An 18,743-nucleotide genomic window follows, 5' to 3' on the forward strand; every position below is an offset into this window, starting at 1 on the left:
GTCCGGCTGACTCGGATCGAATTGGCCCGTATTCACTCTGGCAGGGCAATCTGAGAACCTCTCTAGTCGTGGTTGGACAGGACTTTGCAGATGTGGATACCTACAAGGCAAGCGCTGGCTGGCCAGGTGAAAGGGTGGGAACGAACCTATAACTCTTGTGAAACTGGTGGCTGAGGCCGGCCTAGCCATCAATGCTCCCCAGGCCGGGGCATCTGAAGATGTCATCTTTGTAACGAATGCTGTGCTTTGTCTCAAGCAAGGGAAGAAGAATGCTCGTGTTCAAAGTTCATACTTTGCGAATTGTGGAAGGCACTTTCAGCGCCCGCTCATTGAGCTGGTTAAGCCAAAGGCTGTTGCAACGCTTGGTGTCGGTGCACTCAATTCAATTCTCAAAGCTTTTGACTTCAAGAGAAAGGACAGCCTTGGCAAGCTCTTGAAGACAGAAACAACCTTTGATTTGCCTGGTGGTCCCCGTTTGTTTCCAATGGCACATCCCAGTAGGATTGTCCTTAACACAACCCGTCCGCTTGAGCTTCAGCTAAAAGATTGGCAAAAGCTGGGTGAGTTTCTTGCGGCTACCTAACATCTTCCAAAACCGAAGAGCCCAATAGCAGCGTTCCCTTTCAGTTTAATTCCTTGCTCATGAATAGTGAATTGCGTTGCTGACGAAGTGCCGGCTATCAACCTCTACAATTGGCCGTGCACTGAAGAACATCTCCTTGCTCACGGCGCCAAACGCGCCTTGTGCAGCCTGCTTTTCTCATACCACTCCGCAATCTGCGGCACCCATTGCTGAAGGTGCGGCCACATCAGATCGCAGAGCTCGCGGATCTCCTGCTGGGCATCGAGCTTGGCGCGTAGATCGAGGAAATGCAGGAAAGCCCGCAGCGTGAAGCTCACCACGAAGTGCTGGCGGTAGTCGAACGGCAGAATGCCGCGAGCGTGCTCTTCCGCGTAGCCGGCATCCAGCAGATCGCGGTAGCGGGCGGCTGCGGCTCGGCAGATCTCCAGATCGATGGCTCGCTGCGTTGCATCGTAGTTGTATTTCTTGCCTTGGCGGTCGCTATAGGCGCCAACGGGCCTTAGGTAGAACACTTCTTCCAGGTCTATTTCACCCTTTGCAGCCCTGGAGATTCGCTCGCCAGTATATCTCATCGACTGCACATCGAAGCTCACGCCAACACGATGGGTGCGCGCCTGCTGCATCACCGAATGGGGGAACCAGCCCACGTTCAGCACGATCTGGGCATGCTCCAGCGGGCCGTAGTGGCCCCGTTCACCGGCCAGCAACCGTTTCACGCAGATGGCGCCCGCCGTCTGCTCATCGGGCCACTCGGCTCGATCGGAGGCCACGAATCCTTCCGAGTAGTCCTGATGCATGCCGGCATACACGCACTGCTGCGGGTTGGGCGTTGCGGCGATCAGCTCCACCCGGAAACGTGGATCCATCGGCATGAATTCAGCCATGACTGCGGGGTCCCGCCACGGGTGTGCTGGCGACATCGAGCTGGCTGAGCGAGCCCACCCCGGCCAGGCGCGGCAGCGGCTTGCCGGCGATCAGGGCAGTGGCGATGGCGTCGAGTTCGGCGAGGCTGCGGCCGCCGAGGGAGCGGCCCACCGACTGGCCTTCGCGATCGAAGAACTCAAGCTGGGGAATGCCGTTCACGTCGTAACGCTCGATCTCGGCAGCCCAGCGGGGGTTGTCCACGTTGAGCAGCACCACATCGAGGGCGCCGCGGTGCTTGGTTTCGATCGCTTCGACGGCTGGGGCCATCGAACGGCACACCGCACACCAATCGGCATAGAACTCCAGGATCGTCGGCCGACCGTTGGCCAAGGCAACGGGCAGCTCCAGGGAACGGCGAGCCATCTGCTCGAGCGGTGCCTGGGGCTGAAGGCCACCCCGCAGCTGGAAGAGGAGCAGGCCCAGGGCGGCGGCGATCGCGGCCAGCAGGATCCGCTCTCGCCTCCCCAGCGGGGAGGGCGCCGGGTCTTTGCTGTTCGGCTCGGTCATGGCGCCTTCCGGATCAGGCTCGGCTGCGTTGCACTCTGGCAGCAGCGCCACAGCTGCTGCCGCGTCAAACTGAGCTCAAGCGGCATCTGCCAACGGTGAAGCACCGTCTCACCATCCACTTCCCCAGCGAGGCGGTGCACCAGCCGATCACCTACCGGCTGGCGGTGGATTTTGATGTGGCCGCCAAGATCCTCAGGGCCCAGATCTCTCCCAACCGCAGCGGCACCATGGTGGTGGAGTTGTCCGGCGACATCGACGAACTGGCCGCCGCCGAGCACTGGCTCGAGGGCATCGGCCTGGAGCTCGACCGCGCCCAGGGGGAGATCCGGATCGACCGCGAACGCTGCGTCGACTGCGGCCTCTGCACCAGCGTCTGCCCCAGCGGCGCCCTGGCCATCGGCTTGCCCGACTGGCGGCTCGGCTTCGATGCCCAGCGCTGCCTGGTCTGCGAACAGTGCATCCCCAGCTGTCCGTTCGAAGCGATCAACCTGGTGCTGACAACCCGATGCTGAAATCCCTTTCCACGGGCCTGGGCAAGGCGGTGCTGGGCTTCACCCTGCTGCCTTTGCGGGCTCCATTACTGCTGCTTTTGCTCGTCGTCAGCGTCTACCTCGGCATTCACTGGTCGGATCAGGAGGGGCCTGTCCGGGTCACCCATCTGGACCTTGAAACCGCCCGGCAGATCTACTGGTCGGCGGAGTGCTTCCAGGCCGTCACGGTGGTGGTGCTCTGCAGCATGCCTGATCTGCTGCTGCGCCAGCTCTCGGCGATCATGGCCGCCAGCCGGGTGATGACGCTGGTGGTCAGCCTGTTTCTGGTGACGGTTGCCGGCCTCTACCTGCTGAGGCTGAGCGCCCTGGCTGACGTGATGATCCTGGCCACGGCGGTGCTGCTGGCCCGTCTGGACCTCACCCGCATCCGGGTGGTGCCGCCCCCCATCTACGGCGCGATCGGACTGAGCGCCTATGTGATGGCCGGGGTGTGGCTGGGGCGCCTCTGGCATCAATCCGGCCAGATGCTCGGCATCTAGCAGCCCCGCACCGACAGCTGCTGATAACTCCAGAGGTTGCCCAGCACCTTCTTGGCATACAGACGGGTTTCCGGGAAAGGGATGGCCTCCACCCACAATTCCGGCTCCAGCTCGAGCGTGGGGTTCCGCCAGCCCTGCACGGCACCGGGCCCGGCGTTGTAGCTGGCAATCGTGAGGAACGGATTCCCCTGCCACTGCCGCAGCAACAGGGCCAGATAACGGGCGCCCAGCTCGGCGTTGAGCTCCGGTTGGCGCAACTGGTCTTCGCTCACCGGGGCACCGGCCAGCTCCGCAGCGGTGGCCGGCATCACCTGGAGCAAGCCGATGGCACCCGCCGGAGAGGCCACCCCGGCCGTGAAGCGCGACTCCTGTTTCGCGACGGCCAGCAGCAGCGTGGGATCAAGGCCGGCCGCAGCCGCCGCACCGGCAAAGGTCGCCCCGTGCCGAACCGGGTGAAGGGAACGCTCCAGCGGAAGGGCGACCGGGCAACGGGCACCGATCCAGCGCAACTGGGCCTGCTCCAGCTGGGCCAGGCCCATCCAGTCGTCGCCCACCCCCTGGCGCAGCCGACCCTCGACAATCAGGGGCGCTGGCGCCATCGGGGTCCGGCTGCCGCGCTGGTGCCGCCACTCCTCCCAGGCCTCTAGGGGCTGATCGAGCCGCCAGAGGCGATCGAGCCGGGGCTGGCCGCTGCCGAGCGGCTGCCAGACGGATGGCGCCAGGGGCGCCGCCTGGGGGTCTGCCTTCAGCCGCAGGGGAGGCCGCTCCTCCCCCAGCCGCACCACAGCCCGCCAGCCGTAGTAGCCCCAGGGTGAGCGCTGCAGCAGCTGCCGCCAGTGGTAGCGAGCCTGCTCCTCCTGCCCCAGCCGCTGCTCGGCGAAGCCCAGCCAGAACAACTGACGTACCGCCAGGGGGGTGGGCAGGCGATCGGGGGACAGGACCTTCAGGATCGCCGCGGCCTGGGCCCATTCCCTTTTCAGCAGCCGCTGGCGGGCCAGCTCCCAGGAGAGATCCCAGCTGGCCGGATCCACCGGCCAGCGCGCCAGCACCTCCCGCCAGGCCCGTTCACCCTCGAAGGCCTGGCGGGCCTGGACCGGCGCGGTCTGGCGCAGGGCCGGGGGCAGCTGGGCCAGCAGCGCCAGAGCGGCAGGGCCGGGACGCTCGCTGAGCAGCCGGGCGGCCTCGGCCGCCTCCGGGCTGGTGGGCCAGTGCCGGCTCAACCCCAGCAGCCGCTTCTCCCCCTCGGCCGGCTGGGTCGCCGTTCCCTTCAGCAGCGCCCGTCCCAGGGCGAGTTCGGTGCCGACGGAGCCGCGCCGGGGACCCAGGCAGCTCAGGGCGCCGGCCCCATCACCCAGCTGGGCGAGGGCGCCGGCGAGCTCGTTGCGCTCAGCGGCGCCGAAACCGCCTGAGCCAGATCCGGCGCCGGAGCGGCAGACCTGGCGGATGCGCGCCTCGGCACCGGGCCAGCGCGCCCCCCAGCGGGCCAGGTGCAGAGCGCCGCCGGGACCCGCCTCCAGGGCGGCGGCCAGGGCGGCGGGATGGGCCGGGAAACGCTTCAGCAGCGCTGCACGCTGACCTGGCTCCGTGCGGCCTAGGGCATAGAGCGCGTCGGCACTGGCCGCTGCCGCTGGAAATCGCCGCGCCAGCTGACGCCAGAGCTGCTGGGCCCGGGGAACCTGACCCAGAGCTTCAGCCGCCTGGGCATCGAGCTTCAGCACCAGCGCAGCCAGTGGATCGCCCCCCCAGCCCTGGCCACGCAGCAGGCGACGGCGACGGGCTGGATCGGCTCCAGCTCCCACCAGCAGCAGGCTGGACTCGCGGCGGCGGTCGGGGTCGGGATCCAGCAGCCGGATCAGCTCCAGCTGGGCCGCCGGGGTGGCAGGGGTGGGCTGGGGCCGCAGCAGCAGGGCCTGGCGGCCGATCAGCAGCAGGGCCCAGCTGCCGAAAACCGTGAGGGCAAGGATCGGCAGACCCCGGGCCGGAGCTGGTGGCGGCAGCACCAACCCGCTCGGTGTGGGCGACGGCTGCGGGCAGGGAGCTGCCGGGATGTTCCTCATGGCTTGGCATTCTGAAGGGGCGCCATGAATCGCCGATGGGCCTGCTTCCCTCCCTGCCACCCCGCTTCTCCACCCTGCCGGGGGCCTTCCAGCGACGCCGTGCTCTGGCGGTGGTGGCCGGAGCCGCCCTGGTGGTGGGACTGCGCCCGCTCTGGCCCTTTCAGGCCCTGCCGGGCTGGGTGGTGGGCGGCCTGCTGCTGTGGGCCATCGCCGAGCTGGTGCGCTGGGCCTGGTGGCCCCGTCGGAGCACCTAATCTGCTGGCCAGCAATGGGTGCCTGGATGACCGAGCTGGCCAGTCTTCCCGTTGGGTTTCCGCTCGGCCCGGCCGCAGCCGGCTTCGGCACCGATGGCATTCGCGGCCGGGTCGGCAGCCAGATCACCCCGGCCCTGGCCCTCCAGGTGGGCTACTGGACCGGCCAGGTGCTGCCGCCGGATCGGCCGGTGCTGATCGGGATGGATTCCCGCAGCAGCAGCCCGATGCTGGCCGCAGCCCTGACGGCGGGGCTGAGCGCCGCCGGCCGGGACGTCTGGAACCTGGGGCTCTGCCCCACCCCGGCGGTGCCCGGCACGATCCGACGGCTCGGGGCGGCCGGCGGGCTGATGGTGTCCGCCAGCCACAACCCGCCGGAAGACAACGGCATCAAACTGTTCGGCAGCACGGGCGCCAAGCTGAGCAGCCGGGAGCAGGCGGCGATCGAAACCGGGCTGCGCGGCGATTCCAACGGGGCGATGCTTCACTGCGGGGCGGCCCATCACCGCCCCGACCTGCTGGAGGCGTACAGCGACTCCCTGCTCGCCAGCGTGGCGAACCGTCGCCTTGATGGCTGCGCGATCGTGCTCGATCTCTGCTGGGGATCCGCCACTGCCTGCGGAGAGGCGGTGTTCAGGGCCCTTGGCGCCGATCTCACCGTGCTGCATGGCCAGCCCGATGGCCGTCGGATCAATGTGGGCTGCGGCAGCACCCAGCTGGAGCCGCTCCAGCAGGCGGTGCTGGCGGTGGGTGCCGAGATGGGCTTCGCCTTCGATGGCGATGCCGATCGGATGCTGGCGGTGGACGGTAAGGGCCGGGTGGTGGACGGCGATCAGGTCCTCTTCCTCTGGGGCGGCGCCCTGCAGGATGCCGCCCGGCTGCCGGACAACCGGCTGGTGGCCACGGTGATGTCCAACCTTGGTTTCGAGCGGGCCTGGCAGGCCAGGGGCGGCGTGCTCGATCGCACCGCCGTCGGGGATCAACACGTCCATGCCGCCATGGAGGCCAGCGGCGCCGCCCTGGGCGGCGAGCAATCCGGCCACATCCTCTCGGCCCACCACGGCATGAGCGGCGATGGCCTGCTCACGGCCCTGCAGGTTGCAACCCTGGTGCACAACCGGGGCGGCTGCCTGGCTGACTGGATGGAGGCCAGTTTCCGCCCCTACCCCCAGCGCCTGATCAACGTCACGGTGCCCGACCGCCAGCGGCGCCAGCAGTGGCAGCAGAACGAACCGCTGCGCCTGGCGGTGGAGCAGGCCGAGTCGGCGATGGCCGGCAGCGGTCGGGTGCTGGTGCGCGCCAGCGGCACCGAACCGCTGTTGCGGGTGATGGTCGAAGCGGCTGAACAGGACGTGGTCGATCACTGGTCGGGGCACCTGGCGGCCTTGGCCCGCCAGCAGCTCAACCCGGCCTGAGCAGAGCCTCCGCGGCCAGCCAGAGGGCACCCTGGCAGGCGTCGCCCCGGGCTGTCACCGCCACGGCGCCTGGCAGCTCGTGCTGCAGGGCCGTGCCATAGGCGGCGGCGAACCGGGGCAGATGGGTGAGGGCCCCGCCGACCCCGCAGACCCGGACCCGCTCCAGGGCAAGAGCCCCGGCGACGCCCCGCACCAGGCTGCTCAGGCCCGTGGCCGAGCGCACCAGCACCGCCTGGGCATCGGCGTCGCCGGCCGCCGCCAGGGCATCCACGGTCGGGGCAAGCCGGGCGAAGCCTGCCGGGCCGAAACCAGGGTCCACCACCAGGGCCTTGATCCGCTGGGCCGTGATGGCCGCAGCGGTGCTGCCCCCACTGGCATCCGGCGGGACCATCCGGCTCCAGAGCGCTGGCCGCAATGGGCTGTCGGGGCGGCGCCCATCAGCCATCTCCAGCGACAGGGCCAGGGCATCTCGGCCGATGTCGCAGGCTGAGCCGCAACGGTCCAGCAGCCAGCCCCAGCCACCGCAACGGTGTTCCAGGCCAGCTGGGTTCCGGCCGAGGGCGATGCAGCCGGTGCCGCTGATCACCACGATGCCCGCACCCGGGCCATGGCGATCACCGAGGGCGCCGCGCAGGGCCGTGCGCTCATCTCCCGTCACCACCACCTGTCCCAGGGGCAGACCGAGGGCGGCGGCGGCAAGCGCCTCCCCCCGCTGCTGCACGGCCGCGCCCTGCTCGATTCCACTCGCACCAACCGCGGCGGCGGCCAGATCGGGCCGATCGGGCCAGGTTCCGGCAGCCATGGCCTGGTGCAGGCTGCCGGTGAGGGCCGCCGTGAACCGCCCTTCTCCGCCAGCGGCCGCCAGGTGGCTGACGCCCGGACCCTGGCCCTCGCCGAGGACCGTGAGCCGGCCATCGCCGTGCAGCGCCGCCAGCCGGCAGGTGGTGTGGGTCTGGCCGGCATCGAAGCCGGCCAGCAGGGCCGGCTCAGCCATCCCTGGCCGGTTGGGCGGCCAGGCTGGCCAGGCAGAACCAGCCGATCAGCTGCACCTCCGGCCGGAAGAAGATCGTGTCGGTGAGGCCCTGCACGCCGAGGCCGACGATCGCCGCCACGCAGCCGAGGGCCGGCAGGGCCAGGCCCGCTTCGCTGCGCATCTGGCCCAGCCCGCAGCGCAGGCTGCTCCAGAGCAGCCCAAGACCGGCCAGCAGGGCGGGGATGCCCCCTTCCACCGCCAGCTCCAGGGGGATGGAGTAGGCGCTGAGCGCATTGAACTTGGGTTGCTGATAGAGGGGATAGATCAGGTTGAAGGCGTCATTTCCCGGCCCGATCCCCAGCCAGGGGCGGTCCTGGACCATCTGGAGCGCCGCCATCCAGACGTTGATGCGGAAGTTGTTGGAGCTGTCCTCACGGCCGGCCACCAGGCTCATCAGCCGCACCCGCAGCGGCTCCACCTGGGTGACCAGCACCGCCAGAACGGCCGCAGAGCCCAGCAGGAGCAGCAGGGGGAACAGGCGTCGCCACAGCACGGGCCAGTGGCGGGTCTGACGCAGCACCAGCAGCAGGGCCAGGCTGCCAAGCCCCGCCAGCATGCCCAGCCAGCCGCCGCGGCTGTAGGAGAGCACCATCGCCACGATCCCGAGCACCAGGCTGGTGAGGGCGAAGAGGCGGCCGCCGATGCCCTTCCAGCGCAGCAGGGCCACCACGGCCAGGGGCAGGATCGGCAGCAGATAGCCGGCCAGCAGATTCGGGTTCTCCAGGGTGCTGTAGATCCGTACCGTGCCCCGGGCCACCGAATTCGGATCCGACCAGCGGGCCAGCGCTGAGGAATCCACGTAGAGCTGGCGGATGCCGATCACCACCGTGACCAGCTGACCGGCCAGCAGGGCGGCCACGATCCGGTCCCACCAGGCCGGGGCGGTGGCCAGCAGCTGGCGGGCGAGGGCATAGACCCCCAGATAGCTGAGCAGCTTGAGCAGGCCCTTGGCGGCGGCGGCGGGCACCGGCGAGAAGCCGGTGGCCAGCACGGTGAGGCCGAGGAACAGCAACAGCCAGCCGTTGATCGGCCCGATCCGCCCTGGCGGGGTCTGCAGGGCCCAGACCACCCAGAGCAGACCGCTGGCCAGGATCAACAGACTCAAGCTGGTGCGATTCAGCATCGGCAGCCCTGCCATCAGGGCGCAGAGCACAATCCCGGCCACCCCGCTCAGCCGGCGCGACAGCCAGCCGCCAGGGGCACCGGCCAGCAGTCCCTGCCAGCGCAGCAACCAGGGGATCGACGGGGCGGGAGGGGCGGCCGGCATCAAGGGCGAACGGCGATGGCCGGATTATGGGCCGAGCTGTTCCGACAGAACAGCACCCGGTACACCGGCCCCCCCCGCCCGATCACCTGCAGCTCCCGCTCGGTGGACACGGGCAGGGGGTTGGTGGGCCGCCAGGGACGCGGATCATCGGCGGGGCGCTCGAAGGCGCCGCTGGCCTCGGTGAGCGCCACCATCGGCTCGATCACCTCGGCAACGTCGCTCTGCAGAAACAGTTCGGCTCCAGGGGCGAGGGCGGCGGCGATCGCGGCCAGGAGTGGAGGCTGGAGGACCCGCCGCTTCTGGTGCTTGCGCTTGAACCAGGGGTCGGGGAACTGGATCGTCACCCGTTGCAGACGCCCGGCCGGCAGATCAGCGAGCCAGTCCTCCAGGCTCACGTTGGCGTTGCAGAACAGAAAGCGCAGGTTGGCCAGATCAAGGCGCCGCCGATCCTGCTCGGCGGCGTCGACCAGACCCCGGCGGATCTCCACGCCGAGAAAATTCCACTCCGGATGCCGGGGCGCCATCGCCAGCAGGAACCGGCCCCGGGCACTGCCGATGTCGAGATGCAACGGCCGCTGGTAATCGGCGAACAGCTGCCGGGCGGGTGGCAGTTGCCGGGGTTGCTGGTGCAGGCTGCTGAGCGGGTTGACGTGCTGGCGCACCACCGCTCAATCCACTGGGATGTTGGGCACCACAAAACCCCAGCTGGCCGTGTAGCCGTGCAGATGGGTGTTGCCGGCCACCGGGCCGATCTCACCATTGCAGAAGGCACCGGCGATCGGCAGCCCCGGAAACTGCTCCCGGCAGATGGTCACATCGCCATCCGGTTGACCGAAGAGCCCCTGGCCCCTGCCAAGGCAGGCGAACAGCAGGGCGGCCAGGGGATCAGCGGAGCGCCGCGCCTGACGCCGCAACAACAGCCTGGATTCCTGGCGGGACGAGGACGCATCCCTGAGCTGGAACTGCACCTGCTGGCCCACCCGCAGTTTCTCGGCCACGGCCACGGCACCGTTGCGGGGATCCACCCCCAGCAGATTGCGCACCAGGAAGGCAGTGGGTTCAGGTTCGGTACCGAGGCCCGGCAGACTGAAGCTGCTGCGGGCGACCCCCAGGAACAGGGAGTGACGCACCTGCTCCCGTTCAGCGGGAGTGAGCGACTGAAGGATGCCCTGCAGGCAATTCACCGGTGTGTTGCGCTCCTGACCACTGCTGAGCTGCAGCACCACGTTGCGCTCGGCCTGCTCGATCTCGAACACCGGGCCGATCGGCCGGCAGCCCTGGGCCACCACCGGATCAATCCGCCAGTCACCCCCGACCAGACAGCCGACGGCCCCACTCACCACGCGATCTTCGAAGAGCAGGGAGCCATGGCTGGCACTGTGGTGGCCAGCGATGCCGCCCACCTTGTCGACGCCGGGGAAGCCGTAATCGATGCCGCTGATCAGATCGTTGATGGCGGCGCTGGTGGGGTCGACGAACACCAGCATCGAACTGGCCAGGGCTGGATCCGCTCCGATCCAGTCCACCCAGTCCTGGCTGTCGCCGTCCAGATCGGGAAGGGTCTTGGTGTCGAGCTCGAACAGCTGAAGCTCAGCGCCCGGCAGGCGCAGCAGGGTGACGCTCAGGGCCGGTTGCTGCTCCACTTCATGGGGAACACCGCCGCCATCGGTGCCCACCACACCCCCGGCGGCGCAGCCGATCCAGTGGCGGGCGCTGAGCCGGGCCCGCAGCAATGGCAACAGCCGCGGCAGATCACTGGCGTAGCTGGAGGAACAGAACACCAGGGCAAGGTCGGCGCCGCGCCGAGCGTTCAGATTCCGCACCACCTCCTCGACAGCGCCCTCCAGGGAAGGGTTGCTGGAGAGGGCCGCCTGGCAGAAGGCAGGACCATCGCCACGTTGGAGCCAGGAGGGCAGTGTGAGCGCAGCCATGGCTCGGACCCTACTGCCGGCGCACGACTACGGATAATGGCGCTTCCCGTACCCCGTCCGTGCCAGATCTGCTTTACCGCACCCTGGTGTGGCTCGATTACCGACTGGCCGTGGTCTTCACCGTCGGTCTGCCCCTGGTGCTGCTGGTCTGGGCGGCCGTCCGGCGGGAGGGATCGATGGTGCGCCTGCTGACGATCTACTGGAAGGTGGCCAGCCTGCTGGCGATAACCGTTCTCCTGCTGGTCGACGGCCGCCGCCTCGGCTACGGGCTGGCGGTTCTGGCCCAGTTGCTGATGGTGGCGTCGGTCTGGTTCTGGGTGGACCTCAATGAAGAACTGGCCGATCTGCCCCCCTGGCGGCCCCTGCCCCTGACGGTGCGGTGCTGGCGCTGGGCCCTCACCCTGTTCGGCCTGCTGGGCGCCGCCCTGAGTGCCACGGCCCTGGGCTGCCTGGCTGGAGAGGTGCAACGCCCCATCTGTCAGGTGTGGCTGGAGGCGCCCCGGGGATTGCAGCTCGGCGCCGCCAGGGTGTTCGGCTTCGTGTTCGGCGCCGACCTCACCCCGCCGCTCACCGCCTTCATCGGCTATCTCGGCCTGGTGGCCTATGTGGTGGGCCTGTTGCAGTGGCTGCTGGTGCGGCTGCCCCGCCAGGGGCGGGTGGCGGGGGGGTTCTGAATGTCAGCCGCCGCCCTCGCCGAACTCGAAGCGCTGAGTCGCAGCCGGCCCGATCGGGTGCTCAGGCTGAGAGGAACCCTGACGGTGGCCCATTCCGGCGACAGGGCCACCGCAGCGGGGGCCGCCCGGGAGCCGTTCGAGCTGCTGATCTTCCGCGGCTTCGCCAGCAGCGTCAGCCATCCCACCGCTTTCGACCCCGACCAGCCGGCCCTTCCAGCTGAAGCCCGTCTGGTGAGTGCCGAGCTTCTGCAGGCGCCTCTGGACCCGCGGGCGGAGCGGCTGCTGGCGGGCCCGCTGCCGGCGGAGGCCCTGCTGGATCCGGCGGCCTGGCTGTAGCCGCAGGGAGGCCGCCTGAATCCATCCAGTGCCAGGCCTGGCGCAGGGTGTCGTCGTCGCCGAGATTGCCCGGCAGCGTGAGCAGGGGCAGAGCGGGAAAACGGGGATGCTCGCTCGGCAGGCGCAGCACCGAGAGACCAGGGAGCAACTGGCCCTCCAGCCGCACCGAGCCCAGGGCCAGCCCCTCGGCCAGCAGGGTCTGACTGGTGGTGCCGCCCTTGCTGATCAGGAAGCCCAGGGATTCCGGCAGGCCTGCCGCGATCCGGGCCATCAGGCCGGCGATGGCCAGGCTCAGCCGCTGGCGCTCCCCCTCGTCCTCACAGAGACGTTCACCCCGGCTCGTGAACAGCACCGGCGTTCTTCCCTGCCGATGCAGCCCGGCCATCGCCTCGACCAACTCCTGCTGCCAGGCCCCTTGCCAGCCAGGCTCAATGCCCCCCTCCGGCTCGCGGCGCCAGGCCGCCAGCAGCCGCTCCACCGACAGCTCCACGCCACCGCAGGACGGCTCCGCCAGCAGACGCTCCAGCTGGCGGTCGCTGAGCGGCACATGGGAGCCGACCAGCACGGCCCCCGGCGCCCCGCCGCGTCGCAGGGCCGCCAGGCCGCCGGGCCCCAGGGGCTGGGGCGGCAACTCCGCCAGGCCCTTGAGCAGGCTGGCGGCCGACTGGACCAGCAGGCGCCGGGGACCCACCACGGCGCGCAGCGCCGTCCCCAGGGCGACCAGCTGCTCCGGCCGCTCGGCGTCCACCACCACATACCGGTTGCCTTCCAGCTGCTCCAGCCGCTTGATCAGGGCCTCCGCCTGCCCGGACTGAAGTTCCGCCAGGCCGATCCGCGCCACCTGGCCGGCCTGGATGCGGCCGCCACTTTTCGCTTCGAGCCAGTCGGGCAGAAAGCTGGTGGCGTAACCGAAGCGCCGATCTGCAGCGAAGGCGGAGTGATGCACAGGTTCGCCATGCAGCAGGTGCATCCCGGCCACCGTGGTGCGTCCCCCCTCCACGAACGCCGGCACCAGCAGGGTGGCCTCGAAGGGACCGAGCTCCGCCTCGATCACCTCCAGCTCCAGGGGGCAGTGGCCCCTCAAGGTGGAATCACCCCGGCTCACCAGCAGCCAGCGCTCGATCCCCGCCTCGTGGACGGCCGCCGGAAGGGCCCGGCAGATCTGCCGCACCCTCTCCGCCGCCGCCGCGGCAGGCAGGGCGCGGGTGTTGGCCAGCAAGAACAGCAGCGGCGAAGGGTCCTTCAAGCCCTCCACCAGGGTGTGGTGATCCCAGCGCAGCAGCAGCGGGCAGCTGTGCACCGCCTGGGAGCCGGTGGGATCGTCATCGATCACGACGATTTTCAGGCCTGACACCCCGATCGCCATGGCACCATCGTGCCGTGATCATGCCCGAGTCCCACGAACTGCCCGATCTGGTGCGGCAGCTGTACGAGGACGCTGTCCCCTGGCTGCCGACCGGCCTGGGCAGCCGCCTCGACTGGGGTCCCGCCGTGCAGGGGCCGGCCACCGAGCTGAGCTGCCAGCGCCTTGACCGGATCCTCGACCACGCCATCGGCGATTTCACCGTGACGGTGCAGGCAGGCCTGCCGCTGCGGCACCTGCAGGAAACCCTGCGCAGTCATCAGCAGTGGCTGGCCATCGACTGGCCGTGGGGCAGCGAGGCCGATGGCAGCGGCGCCGGGACGGTCGGCGGCCTGGTGGCCCGTGGCCTGGCCGGCGGGCTCAGCCATCGCTACCTCGGCGTACGGGATCAACTGATCGGGATCGGCCTGATGCGCACCGATGGGGTGGCCGCCAGGGCGGGGGGGAAGGTGGTCAAGAACGTAGCCGGCTACGACCTGATGCGGCTGTTCACCGGCAGCTGGGGGTCGCTGGGTTTGATCACCGAGCTGACCCTGCGCACCACCCCCCAGCCCCCGCAGCGGCTGGGGCTGCTGCTGCAGGGTCCGCTCGAGGCGCTCGATCAGCTGCGCCGCTGGCTGCTGCGCTCCAGCCTGACCCCGGAACTGATCGACTGGTGGACGCCGGCCCTTTGCCAGAAAGCGGCCCGGGAGCCCCGCAACGCCCTGTTGCTGAGCCTGGCCAGCGTCAGCGCCGGAGCCCTGGCCGATCAGAGCCTTGAAATTCAACGCCACGCCGAAAGCCTCGCCCTGCACGGCCAGCCGCTGGATCCCGAACGGCTGGAGGCGCTCCGGGCGGTGGCACTCGGCCAGCGGCAGCCGGGGGGCTGGCTGCTGCGGCTGGGGTTGTTGCCCAGCCGGGCAGCCGCCCTGCTGGGCGAGCGCGCCCTCAGGGACCTACCGCTGGTGCTGGGCGCCGGCAGCGGTCTCGGCTATGCCTGGGCCCCGGCCGGGGCCCTGCCGGCCTATCGGGTCGAGGAACTGCGCCGGCTCTGCCTCGGCCACGGCGGTTTCCTCACCGTGCTTGAGCAACCGGCGCCGCGGACGCTCCCCGCCTGGCTGGACGCCCCCTCCCGACGGCTGATCGAGGCGGTGAAGCGGGAATTCGATCCGAAGCAGCAACTGGCCAGGGGCCGCCTGCCGGGGGTGCTCACAACAGCGTGAGCCCGTAGCGGCAGGCCAGGCTGTGGGCGCCACCGGCCGGCACCTCAAGGCGGCGATCACCGCTGACCAGAGCACCTCGGGGGCCAGTCCAGGGCTCCAGGCAGAGCATCGGCCGTGGTGGGTCCGTCCAGATCACCACCAGGTCGAGGGGCGTGCTGGGCTGCAACTCCAGGGCCAGGCCAGCGACTGGGTCCACCAGCCGCACCGCTCCGAGCGGGCGGGCCAGCAGATCAACCCCCTGCGGCAACCGCTCCAGCTGGTTCTGGGTGGCTTCCTCCGTCATGGTGAGGTGGTTGAGGCAGTGATCCGGCAGACCCTCCAGCCGCACCGCCAGCTGGGCAGCCTCGGCATCCAGCGACGACACCCTGAAGTAGGGGTGCAGCCCGAAGCTGTAAGGCATCGCCACCTCACCACGGTTCTCGATCCGCACGGTGATCGCCAGGGCGGCGGCTTCGAGCTGGAAGGAAAGCTCCAGGCTGAATGGAAAGGGAAATGAGGCGAGGCTGGCAGGGGTGTCCTCCAGGGTGAGCCGCACGCCGCGTCCATCTGGCGTCCCCTCCAGCTGCCAGGGCAGATCACGGGCGAAGCCATGCTGCTTCAGGCTGTAATCCCCGTCTGGCAAAGGCAGGCAATCGCCGGGCAGGTTGCCGCAGATCGGGAACAGCACCGGCATGCCGCCCCGCACCGACAGGGCCGGATCGGCGAAGCGCTCCTCATCGAGGTAGATCAGCTCGCGACCAGAGCAGCGCCAGCCACTCAGCAGGCCGCCCCGCTCGGGGACGAGACGCAACTGATCGCCGCTGATCGGATCCTCCAACTCCCAGTGGGGATAGGGGGTCAGGCGATGGGTCAGCGGCATGGTTCGGCAACGAAGATCGAATCGGTGAGGCGCTGAGCGAAAACCCTTGCTCAGGCTGCCGGCAATGTGGCCAGCCAGTTCAGCAGAGCGGCATTCACCTGATCAGGAACCTCATCATGGGGACAGTGACCCGCCTCAAGCACCACTTCGGTGGCGAAGGGGGCGTGGCGCTGGAAGGCCCCGCGGCGCCCTTCAGCGTTGATCCATGGGTCGCGGATACCCCAGAGCAGCAGCAAAGGTGCGGTGAGCTCAGCGAACAGCTCGTCGAGCGGCTGACCGCGGGGGATGTCGAAGACGGTGCGAAACACGCCGAAGGCGCCCGGATCGAGCGAGGGCCGACGGATCGACTCCACCAGCTCCTCGTTGACATTGGTGCGATCGAGATACACCTGGTTGAGCGTGCGCCGGATCGTGGCCGGTCGCCGCAGGTTCTCGAACAACAGCCGCTGCAGCACCGGGCTGCGCAGCAGGGCGGCACCGATCGTGCGACGGGCGATCGCCCCCCAGCCCCGGGGTTCGGCCTGCTCGTCGCTGAACGGCCCCGCCGCATTGATCAACACCACACCGGCGGCCGCGTCGCCAAGGGCTGCACCAGCGGCCAGAACGGCGAAGCCCCCGAGGGAATTGCCGACCAGCACCGTGGGGCGGCCGATGCGCTCGTTCACGTAGGCCACCAGCTGATCACGCCAGAGCCCACCGCCATAGGCGAGGCTGGCCGGCTTGGAGCTGCGGCCGAAGCCGAGCAGGTCGAGGGCGTGCACCTCATGGCGCTCCGCCAGCACGGGAATGTTGAAACGCCAGTGGTCCGTCGAGGCGCCGAAGCCATGCACGAGCAGGATCGCCGGACCCAGCGGGGCGGCCGGTCGCCGGCTGAGGGCGTGAACGGGATGGCCCTGATAGCTCCAGACCTCCGGCACCGTCCGAGGCTCCGTGGCGGACTCGGGGCTGGAGAGGGTCACCGCAGGGTTGGCTTGGTGGTCGATGCTAGGGAGCTGTTCCCAGCATCCGCACCTTGGTCGACTGGTCCAGCCTTCTGCCGGGCATGGCGCTGTGGGCGCTGGCGCTCTACCTCCCCTTGTCCAAGCCCCTCGGACGGCTCGAAGCCGCCCTGGCCGATGGCCCGCTCGGGGCAGGGCTGCAGCAGATCGCCCTGCTGGTGAGCAGCCTGCTGCTGGCCCTGGCCGTGGGTGGGATCACCCAGCTGGGCCTGAGCTGGATCCTCAGCCCCAGCTGGGCCGCCAGCCTCGGGCTGATGGCGGTTCTGGCTGGGGCCTTCTGGAGCCTGGCCTCCCGTCGTCAGGAGGATTGAGCGCAGTCCAGCGGTGAGCGGCTCGGCTCAGCGGCGCCAGTCGAGCCAGGGCAGGCCCGCAACGATGGCCGGCGTGACCAGGCGGTAGGCGGCGTAGCCGGGATGGCTGCTGATCAGGCCGCGCTCCTCCCGCCGCGCCTTGCCGCCCAGCACTCCCGCCAGGCCCAGCAGCAGCAACAGGTGAACCAGGCTGCCGAGGGCCAGGCAGACCCCCAGGGAACAGATCAGCACCGCCTGATACAGGGGGTGGCGGCAGCGGCCGTACGCCCGATCGGTGACCAGGGCGGCGCCCGGCTTTGGATCGGGCAGGGGGCTGAGACTGGCTCCGAGGTTCAGAAAGGAAGCTGCCGCCAGAACCAGCCCCAGCCCCAGCAGGATCAAACCAACCACGACCAGGAAAGGGGGCCAGGCCAACCCGAGGCTCGCTGGAGCGGGCAGCGGCGGCAGGGCGTGAAGAAGGATGAGCACGATCTGGGCCAGCAGCCACCATTCCCCCTGGCGATTGTCCAGAAGGCCAGCCCAGCTGAGGCCCCAGCCCCGCAAGGGCTCAGGCAGGTTGTTCGGCAACGGTTTCCTTGCGGCTCAGGACCAGTCTGAGCAGCACGGGCGCCAGGAAGGTGGTGCCGATCACCATCAGCAGGATCGCCGCCTCCAGGGCGGGCGTGAGCAGGCCGGCGCTGGTGCCCAGGCCGAGGAAGATCAGGCCCACCTCGCCGCGGGGCATCATGCCCAGCCCCACCACGAGGCGATTGGTCGGCTTGGCGCTCAGGAAGCTCCAGCCGGAAACCAACTTGCCGAGGATCGCCACCACCAGCAGGAATGCCGCCACCACCAGGCCGGCCCGGTTGGCGGGATCGGCGGGATTGATCACCGAAAGATCCATGCTGGTGCCGATCAGCACGAAGAAGATCGTGGCGAACAGCGACACCAGGGGCAGGACGGAACCCTGAATCGCCTTCGTGTGCTTCGAGCCGCTGAGGATCAGGCCGGCGGCGAAGGCCCCCAGGGCCGCCTCCAGACCGATCGCCGTGGCGGAGAAGCAGCAGACGCAGAGCACCAGGAAGGAGGCCACGATCACCTCGCCAGGGGCCTTGAGAAGGTCGAGCAGCCAGTCGAAGGCAGGGGCGGCGGTGCGACTCAGCACCAGGGCCACCACCACGAACAGGGCCGCAGCAACGCAGAGCTTGACGATCGGAGCCACTTCCAGGTTGCCCCCAGTGCCCAGAGCCACAACCACCGCCAGGATGACGATGCCGAGGATGTCGTCAAGGACAGCGGCGCCAATCACGATCTGGCCTTCCCGGGTCTTGAGATACTGGAGTTCGCCGAACACACTGGCCGTGATGCCGATGCTGGTGGCCGTCATCGAGGCGCCGGCGAACACCGCCGGGATCAGGTCCACGTGAAAGATCCCCATCAGCCCGGCCGTGCCGAGGGCGAAGGGAACAACCACCCCGGCCGTGGCCACCGTGGAAGCCTGGGCCCCCACGGCGATCAGCTCATCGAGCTCGCTCTCAAGGCCGGTGAGGAAGAGCAGCGCATAGAGGCCGAGGGTGGAAACCCCCTGCAGCACCGGAAACGTCTCGTTGTAGATGCTCTGCACCTCACCGATGGGAATGTCAGCCAGGGATCCCACCAGCCGGAGCATCCCCTGATTCAGCTCGCCATGGGTTTCGGGCGGCACGACCAGATGCAGGCCGGAGGCGCCGATCAGCACGCCGGCCACCAGCTCACCCAGGATGCTGGGCAACTGGAAGCGGACCAGCAGTTCGGCCAGGGCGCGGGCCACCACGAAGATGACCACGAAGCGACCCACCCCGATCAGGGTTTCGGCCACCTCCACCTGGTGGTTGCTCAGCTCAAGGAAAAGGGTGGGAACGATCATTTCAGCCAGAAGGAACCCGGTGGTGGATCCTGAATTGCAGGCGACATTAAAGCCTTTGCCGCCACACCGACCGTCCCTGCCCAAGCGATCGACGGACCGGATCGGCCGCCCCCCTGG

At 69.2% G+C, this 18,743-nt stretch carries 21 protein-coding genes; 8 read left to right on the top strand and 13 right to left on the bottom strand.

Going from position 1 to position 18,743, the window contains the following annotated elements; translation table 11 throughout:
• Positions 1-166 precede the first annotated feature (166 nt).
• The gene (locus KQ307_RS00500; RefSeq protein WP_259726586.1) at positions 167-583 is read left to right on the top strand and encodes a uracil-DNA glycosylase family protein; all 417 of its coding nucleotides are present in this window, start codon (positions 167-169) and stop codon (positions 581-583) included.
• Positions 584-723: 140 nt separating this feature from the next.
• Here KQ307_RS00500 and thyX read toward each other — a convergent pair whose 3' ends face one another.
• Together thyX and KQ307_RS00510 are read right to left on the bottom strand one after the other, a co-directional pair.
• A complete protein-coding gene (gene thyX, locus KQ307_RS00505; protein ID WP_259726587.1) occupies positions 724-1,449 on the bottom strand; it encodes an FAD-dependent thymidylate synthase in 726 nt (241 codons plus the stop codon).
• Positions 1,450-1,459: 10 nt separating this feature from the next.
• Positions 1,460-2,014, bottom strand: coding sequence for a thioredoxin domain-containing protein (locus KQ307_RS00510; protein WP_259726588.1), 555 nt, complete (start codon positions 2,012-2,014; stop codon positions 1,460-1,462).
• A gap of 95 nt (positions 2,015-2,109) precedes the next feature.
• Here KQ307_RS00510 and KQ307_RS00515 point away from each other — a divergent pair, with 95 nt between their 5' ends.
• Together KQ307_RS00515 and KQ307_RS00520 are read left to right on the top strand one after the other, a co-directional pair.
• Entirely contained in the window at positions 2,110-2,526 is a 417-nt protein-coding gene (locus KQ307_RS00515) for an NIL domain-containing protein (RefSeq protein WP_259726589.1), read from the top strand.
• On the top strand, positions 2,520-3,044 hold the full coding sequence (locus KQ307_RS00520; RefSeq protein WP_259726590.1) for a hypothetical protein: 525 nt from the start codon (positions 2,520-2,522) through the stop codon (positions 3,042-3,044). Before KQ307_RS00515 ends, KQ307_RS00520 begins: the two co-directional genes overlap by 7 nt.
• On the opposite strand, the gene KQ307_RS00525 is transcribed toward KQ307_RS00520, so the two are convergent.
• The gene (locus KQ307_RS00525; protein WP_259726591.1) at positions 3,041-5,101 is read right to left on the bottom strand and encodes a lytic transglycosylase domain-containing protein; all 2,061 of its coding nucleotides are present in this window, start codon (positions 5,099-5,101) and stop codon (positions 3,041-3,043) included. The two genes, KQ307_RS00520 and KQ307_RS00525, sit on opposite strands and share 4 nt — an antisense overlap.
• Positions 5,102-5,136: 35 nt before the next feature.
• Here KQ307_RS00525 and KQ307_RS00530 point away from each other — a divergent pair, with 35 nt between their 5' ends.
• Entirely contained in the window at positions 5,137-5,355 is a 219-nt protein-coding gene (locus KQ307_RS00530) for a hypothetical protein (RefSeq protein ID WP_259702464.1), read from the top strand.
• 26 nt (positions 5,356-5,381) lie between these two features.
• Positions 5,382-6,767, top strand: a complete 1,386-nt coding sequence (gene glmM / locus KQ307_RS00535; RefSeq protein ID WP_259726592.1) for a phosphoglucosamine mutase — start codon at positions 5,382-5,384, stop codon at positions 6,765-6,767.
• Here glmM and KQ307_RS00540 read toward each other — a convergent pair.
• From KQ307_RS00540 to KQ307_RS00555, 4 genes are read right to left on the bottom strand one after another with little or no spacing between them, the layout of a single operon-like run.
• Positions 6,754-7,761: an N-acetylglucosamine kinase gene (locus KQ307_RS00540; protein ID WP_259726593.1), complete on the bottom strand. Its 1,008-nt coding sequence runs from the start codon at positions 7,759-7,761 to the stop codon at positions 6,754-6,756. The genes glmM and KQ307_RS00540 overlap by 14 nt on opposite strands.
• The gene (locus KQ307_RS00545; protein WP_259726594.1) at positions 7,754-9,067 is read right to left on the bottom strand and encodes an IctB family putative bicarbonate transporter; all 1,314 of its coding nucleotides are present in this window, start codon (positions 9,065-9,067) and stop codon (positions 7,754-7,756) included. The genes KQ307_RS00540 and KQ307_RS00545 overlap by 8 nt, the downstream gene beginning before the upstream one ends.
• The gene (gene trmB / locus KQ307_RS00550; protein ID WP_259726615.1) at positions 9,067-9,729 is read right to left on the bottom strand and encodes a tRNA (guanosine(46)-N7)-methyltransferase TrmB; all 663 of its coding nucleotides are present in this window, start codon (positions 9,727-9,729) and stop codon (positions 9,067-9,069) included. Before trmB ends, KQ307_RS00545 begins: the two co-directional genes overlap by 1 nt.
• Positions 9,730-9,735: 6 nt before the next feature.
• Positions 9,736-10,998, bottom strand: a complete 1,263-nt coding sequence (locus KQ307_RS00555; protein WP_259702460.1) for an FIST N-terminal domain-containing protein — start codon at positions 10,996-10,998, stop codon at positions 9,736-9,738.
• Positions 10,999-11,057: 59 nt separating this feature from the next.
• Between KQ307_RS00555 and KQ307_RS00560 the strand changes: the two genes are divergently transcribed.
• On the top strand, positions 11,058-11,672 hold the full coding sequence (locus KQ307_RS00560) for a DUF3177 family protein (protein WP_259702459.1): 615 nt from the start codon (positions 11,058-11,060) through the stop codon (positions 11,670-11,672).
• Positions 11,673-11,675: 3 nt separating this feature from the next.
• On the opposite strand, the gene KQ307_RS00565 is transcribed toward KQ307_RS00560, so the two are convergent.
• Together KQ307_RS00565 and KQ307_RS00570 are read right to left on the bottom strand one after the other, a co-directional pair.
• The gene (locus tag KQ307_RS00565; RefSeq protein ID WP_259726595.1) at positions 11,676-11,852 is read right to left on the bottom strand and encodes a hypothetical protein; all 177 of its coding nucleotides are present in this window, start codon (positions 11,850-11,852) and stop codon (positions 11,676-11,678) included.
• A complete protein-coding gene (locus KQ307_RS00570; protein WP_399241673.1) occupies positions 11,845-13,362 on the bottom strand; it encodes a four-carbon acid sugar kinase family protein in 1,518 nt (505 codons plus the stop codon). Before KQ307_RS00570 ends, KQ307_RS00565 begins: the two co-directional genes overlap by 8 nt.
• Positions 13,363-13,394: 32 nt before the next feature.
• On the opposite strand from KQ307_RS00570, the gene KQ307_RS00575 reads away from it, so the two are divergent.
• Positions 13,395-14,573: an FAD-binding oxidoreductase gene (locus KQ307_RS00575; protein WP_311133733.1), complete on the top strand. Its 1,179-nt coding sequence runs from the start codon at positions 13,395-13,397 to the stop codon at positions 14,571-14,573.
• On the opposite strand, the gene KQ307_RS00580 is transcribed toward KQ307_RS00575, so the two are convergent.
• Both KQ307_RS00580 and KQ307_RS00585 read right to left on the bottom strand, forming a co-directional pair.
• Positions 14,560-15,432, bottom strand: a complete 873-nt coding sequence (locus KQ307_RS00580) for a galactose mutarotase (protein ID WP_259726598.1) — start codon at positions 15,430-15,432, stop codon at positions 14,560-14,562. The genes KQ307_RS00575 and KQ307_RS00580 overlap by 14 nt on opposite strands.
• Before the next feature lie 50 nt (positions 15,433-15,482).
• Positions 15,483-16,391: an alpha/beta fold hydrolase gene (locus KQ307_RS00585; protein ID WP_259726599.1), complete on the bottom strand. Its 909-nt coding sequence runs from the start codon at positions 16,389-16,391 to the stop codon at positions 15,483-15,485.
• 53 nt (positions 16,392-16,444) lie between these two features.
• Between KQ307_RS00585 and KQ307_RS00590 the strand changes: the two genes are divergently transcribed.
• Complete coding sequence (locus KQ307_RS00590; protein ID WP_259726600.1) at positions 16,445-16,741, top strand: hypothetical protein; 297 nt, start codon at positions 16,445-16,447, stop codon at positions 16,739-16,741.
• A gap of 27 nt (positions 16,742-16,768) precedes the next feature.
• Here KQ307_RS00590 and KQ307_RS00595 read toward each other — a convergent pair whose 3' ends face one another.
• Both KQ307_RS00595 and KQ307_RS00600 read right to left on the bottom strand, forming a co-directional pair.
• Entirely contained in the window at positions 16,769-17,308 is a 540-nt protein-coding gene (locus tag KQ307_RS00595) for an isoprenylcysteine carboxylmethyltransferase family protein (RefSeq protein WP_259726601.1), read from the bottom strand.
• On the bottom strand, positions 17,289-18,626 hold the full coding sequence (locus tag KQ307_RS00600; RefSeq protein ID WP_259726602.1) for a cation:proton antiporter: 1,338 nt from the start codon (positions 18,624-18,626) through the stop codon (positions 17,289-17,291). The genes KQ307_RS00595 and KQ307_RS00600 overlap by 20 nt, the downstream gene beginning before the upstream one ends.
• Positions 18,627-18,743: the final 117 nt, after the last annotated feature.

Source organism: Synechococcus sp. CS-1326 (assembly GCF_025128115.1).
Taxonomy (GTDB): Bacteria; Cyanobacteriota; Cyanobacteriia; order PCC-6307; family Cyanobiaceae; genus Regnicoccus.

Bases quoted from the DNA above. Each gene is read 5' to 3' on its own strand.
- thyX (WP_259726587.1), bottom strand. From the start codon at position 1,449: ATGGATCCACGTTTCCGGGTGGAGCTGATCGCCGCAACGCCCAACCCG.
- KQ307_RS00510 (WP_259726588.1), bottom strand. From the start codon at position 2,014: ATGACCGAGCCGAACAGCAAAGACCCGGCGCCCTCCCCGCTGGGGAGG.
- KQ307_RS00520 (WP_259726590.1), top strand. From the start codon at position 2,520: ATGCTGAAATCCCTTTCCACGGGCCTGGGCAAGGCGGTGCTGGGCTTC.
- KQ307_RS00525 (WP_259726591.1), bottom strand. From the start codon at position 5,101: ATGAGGAACATCCCGGCAGCTCCCTGCCCGCAGCCGTCGCCCACACCG.
- KQ307_RS00530 (WP_259702464.1), top strand. From the start codon at position 5,137: ATGGGCCTGCTTCCCTCCCTGCCACCCCGCTTCTCCACCCTGCCGGGG.
- glmM (WP_259726592.1), top strand. From the start codon at position 5,382: ATGACCGAGCTGGCCAGTCTTCCCGTTGGGTTTCCGCTCGGCCCGGCC.
- KQ307_RS00540 (WP_259726593.1), bottom strand. From the start codon at position 7,761: ATGGCTGAGCCGGCCCTGCTGGCCGGCTTCGATGCCGGCCAGACCCAC.
- KQ307_RS00545 (WP_259726594.1), bottom strand. From the start codon at position 9,067: ATGCCGGCCGCCCCTCCCGCCCCGTCGATCCCCTGGTTGCTGCGCTGG.
- KQ307_RS00555 (WP_259702460.1), bottom strand. From the start codon at position 10,998: ATGGCTGCGCTCACACTGCCCTCCTGGCTCCAACGTGGCGATGGTCCT.
- KQ307_RS00565 (WP_259726595.1), bottom strand. From the start codon at position 11,852: ATGGCTGACGCTGCTGGCGAAGCCGCGGAAGATCAGCAGCTCGAACGG.
- KQ307_RS00575 (WP_311133733.1), top strand. From the start codon at position 13,395: ATGCCCGAGTCCCACGAACTGCCCGATCTGGTGCGGCAGCTGTACGAG.
- KQ307_RS00580 (WP_259726598.1), bottom strand. From the start codon at position 15,432: ATGCCGCTGACCCATCGCCTGACCCCCTATCCCCACTGGGAGTTGGAG.
- KQ307_RS00600 (WP_259726602.1), bottom strand. From the start codon at position 18,626: ATGATCGTTCCCACCCTTTTCCTTGAGCTGAGCAACCACCAGGTGGAG.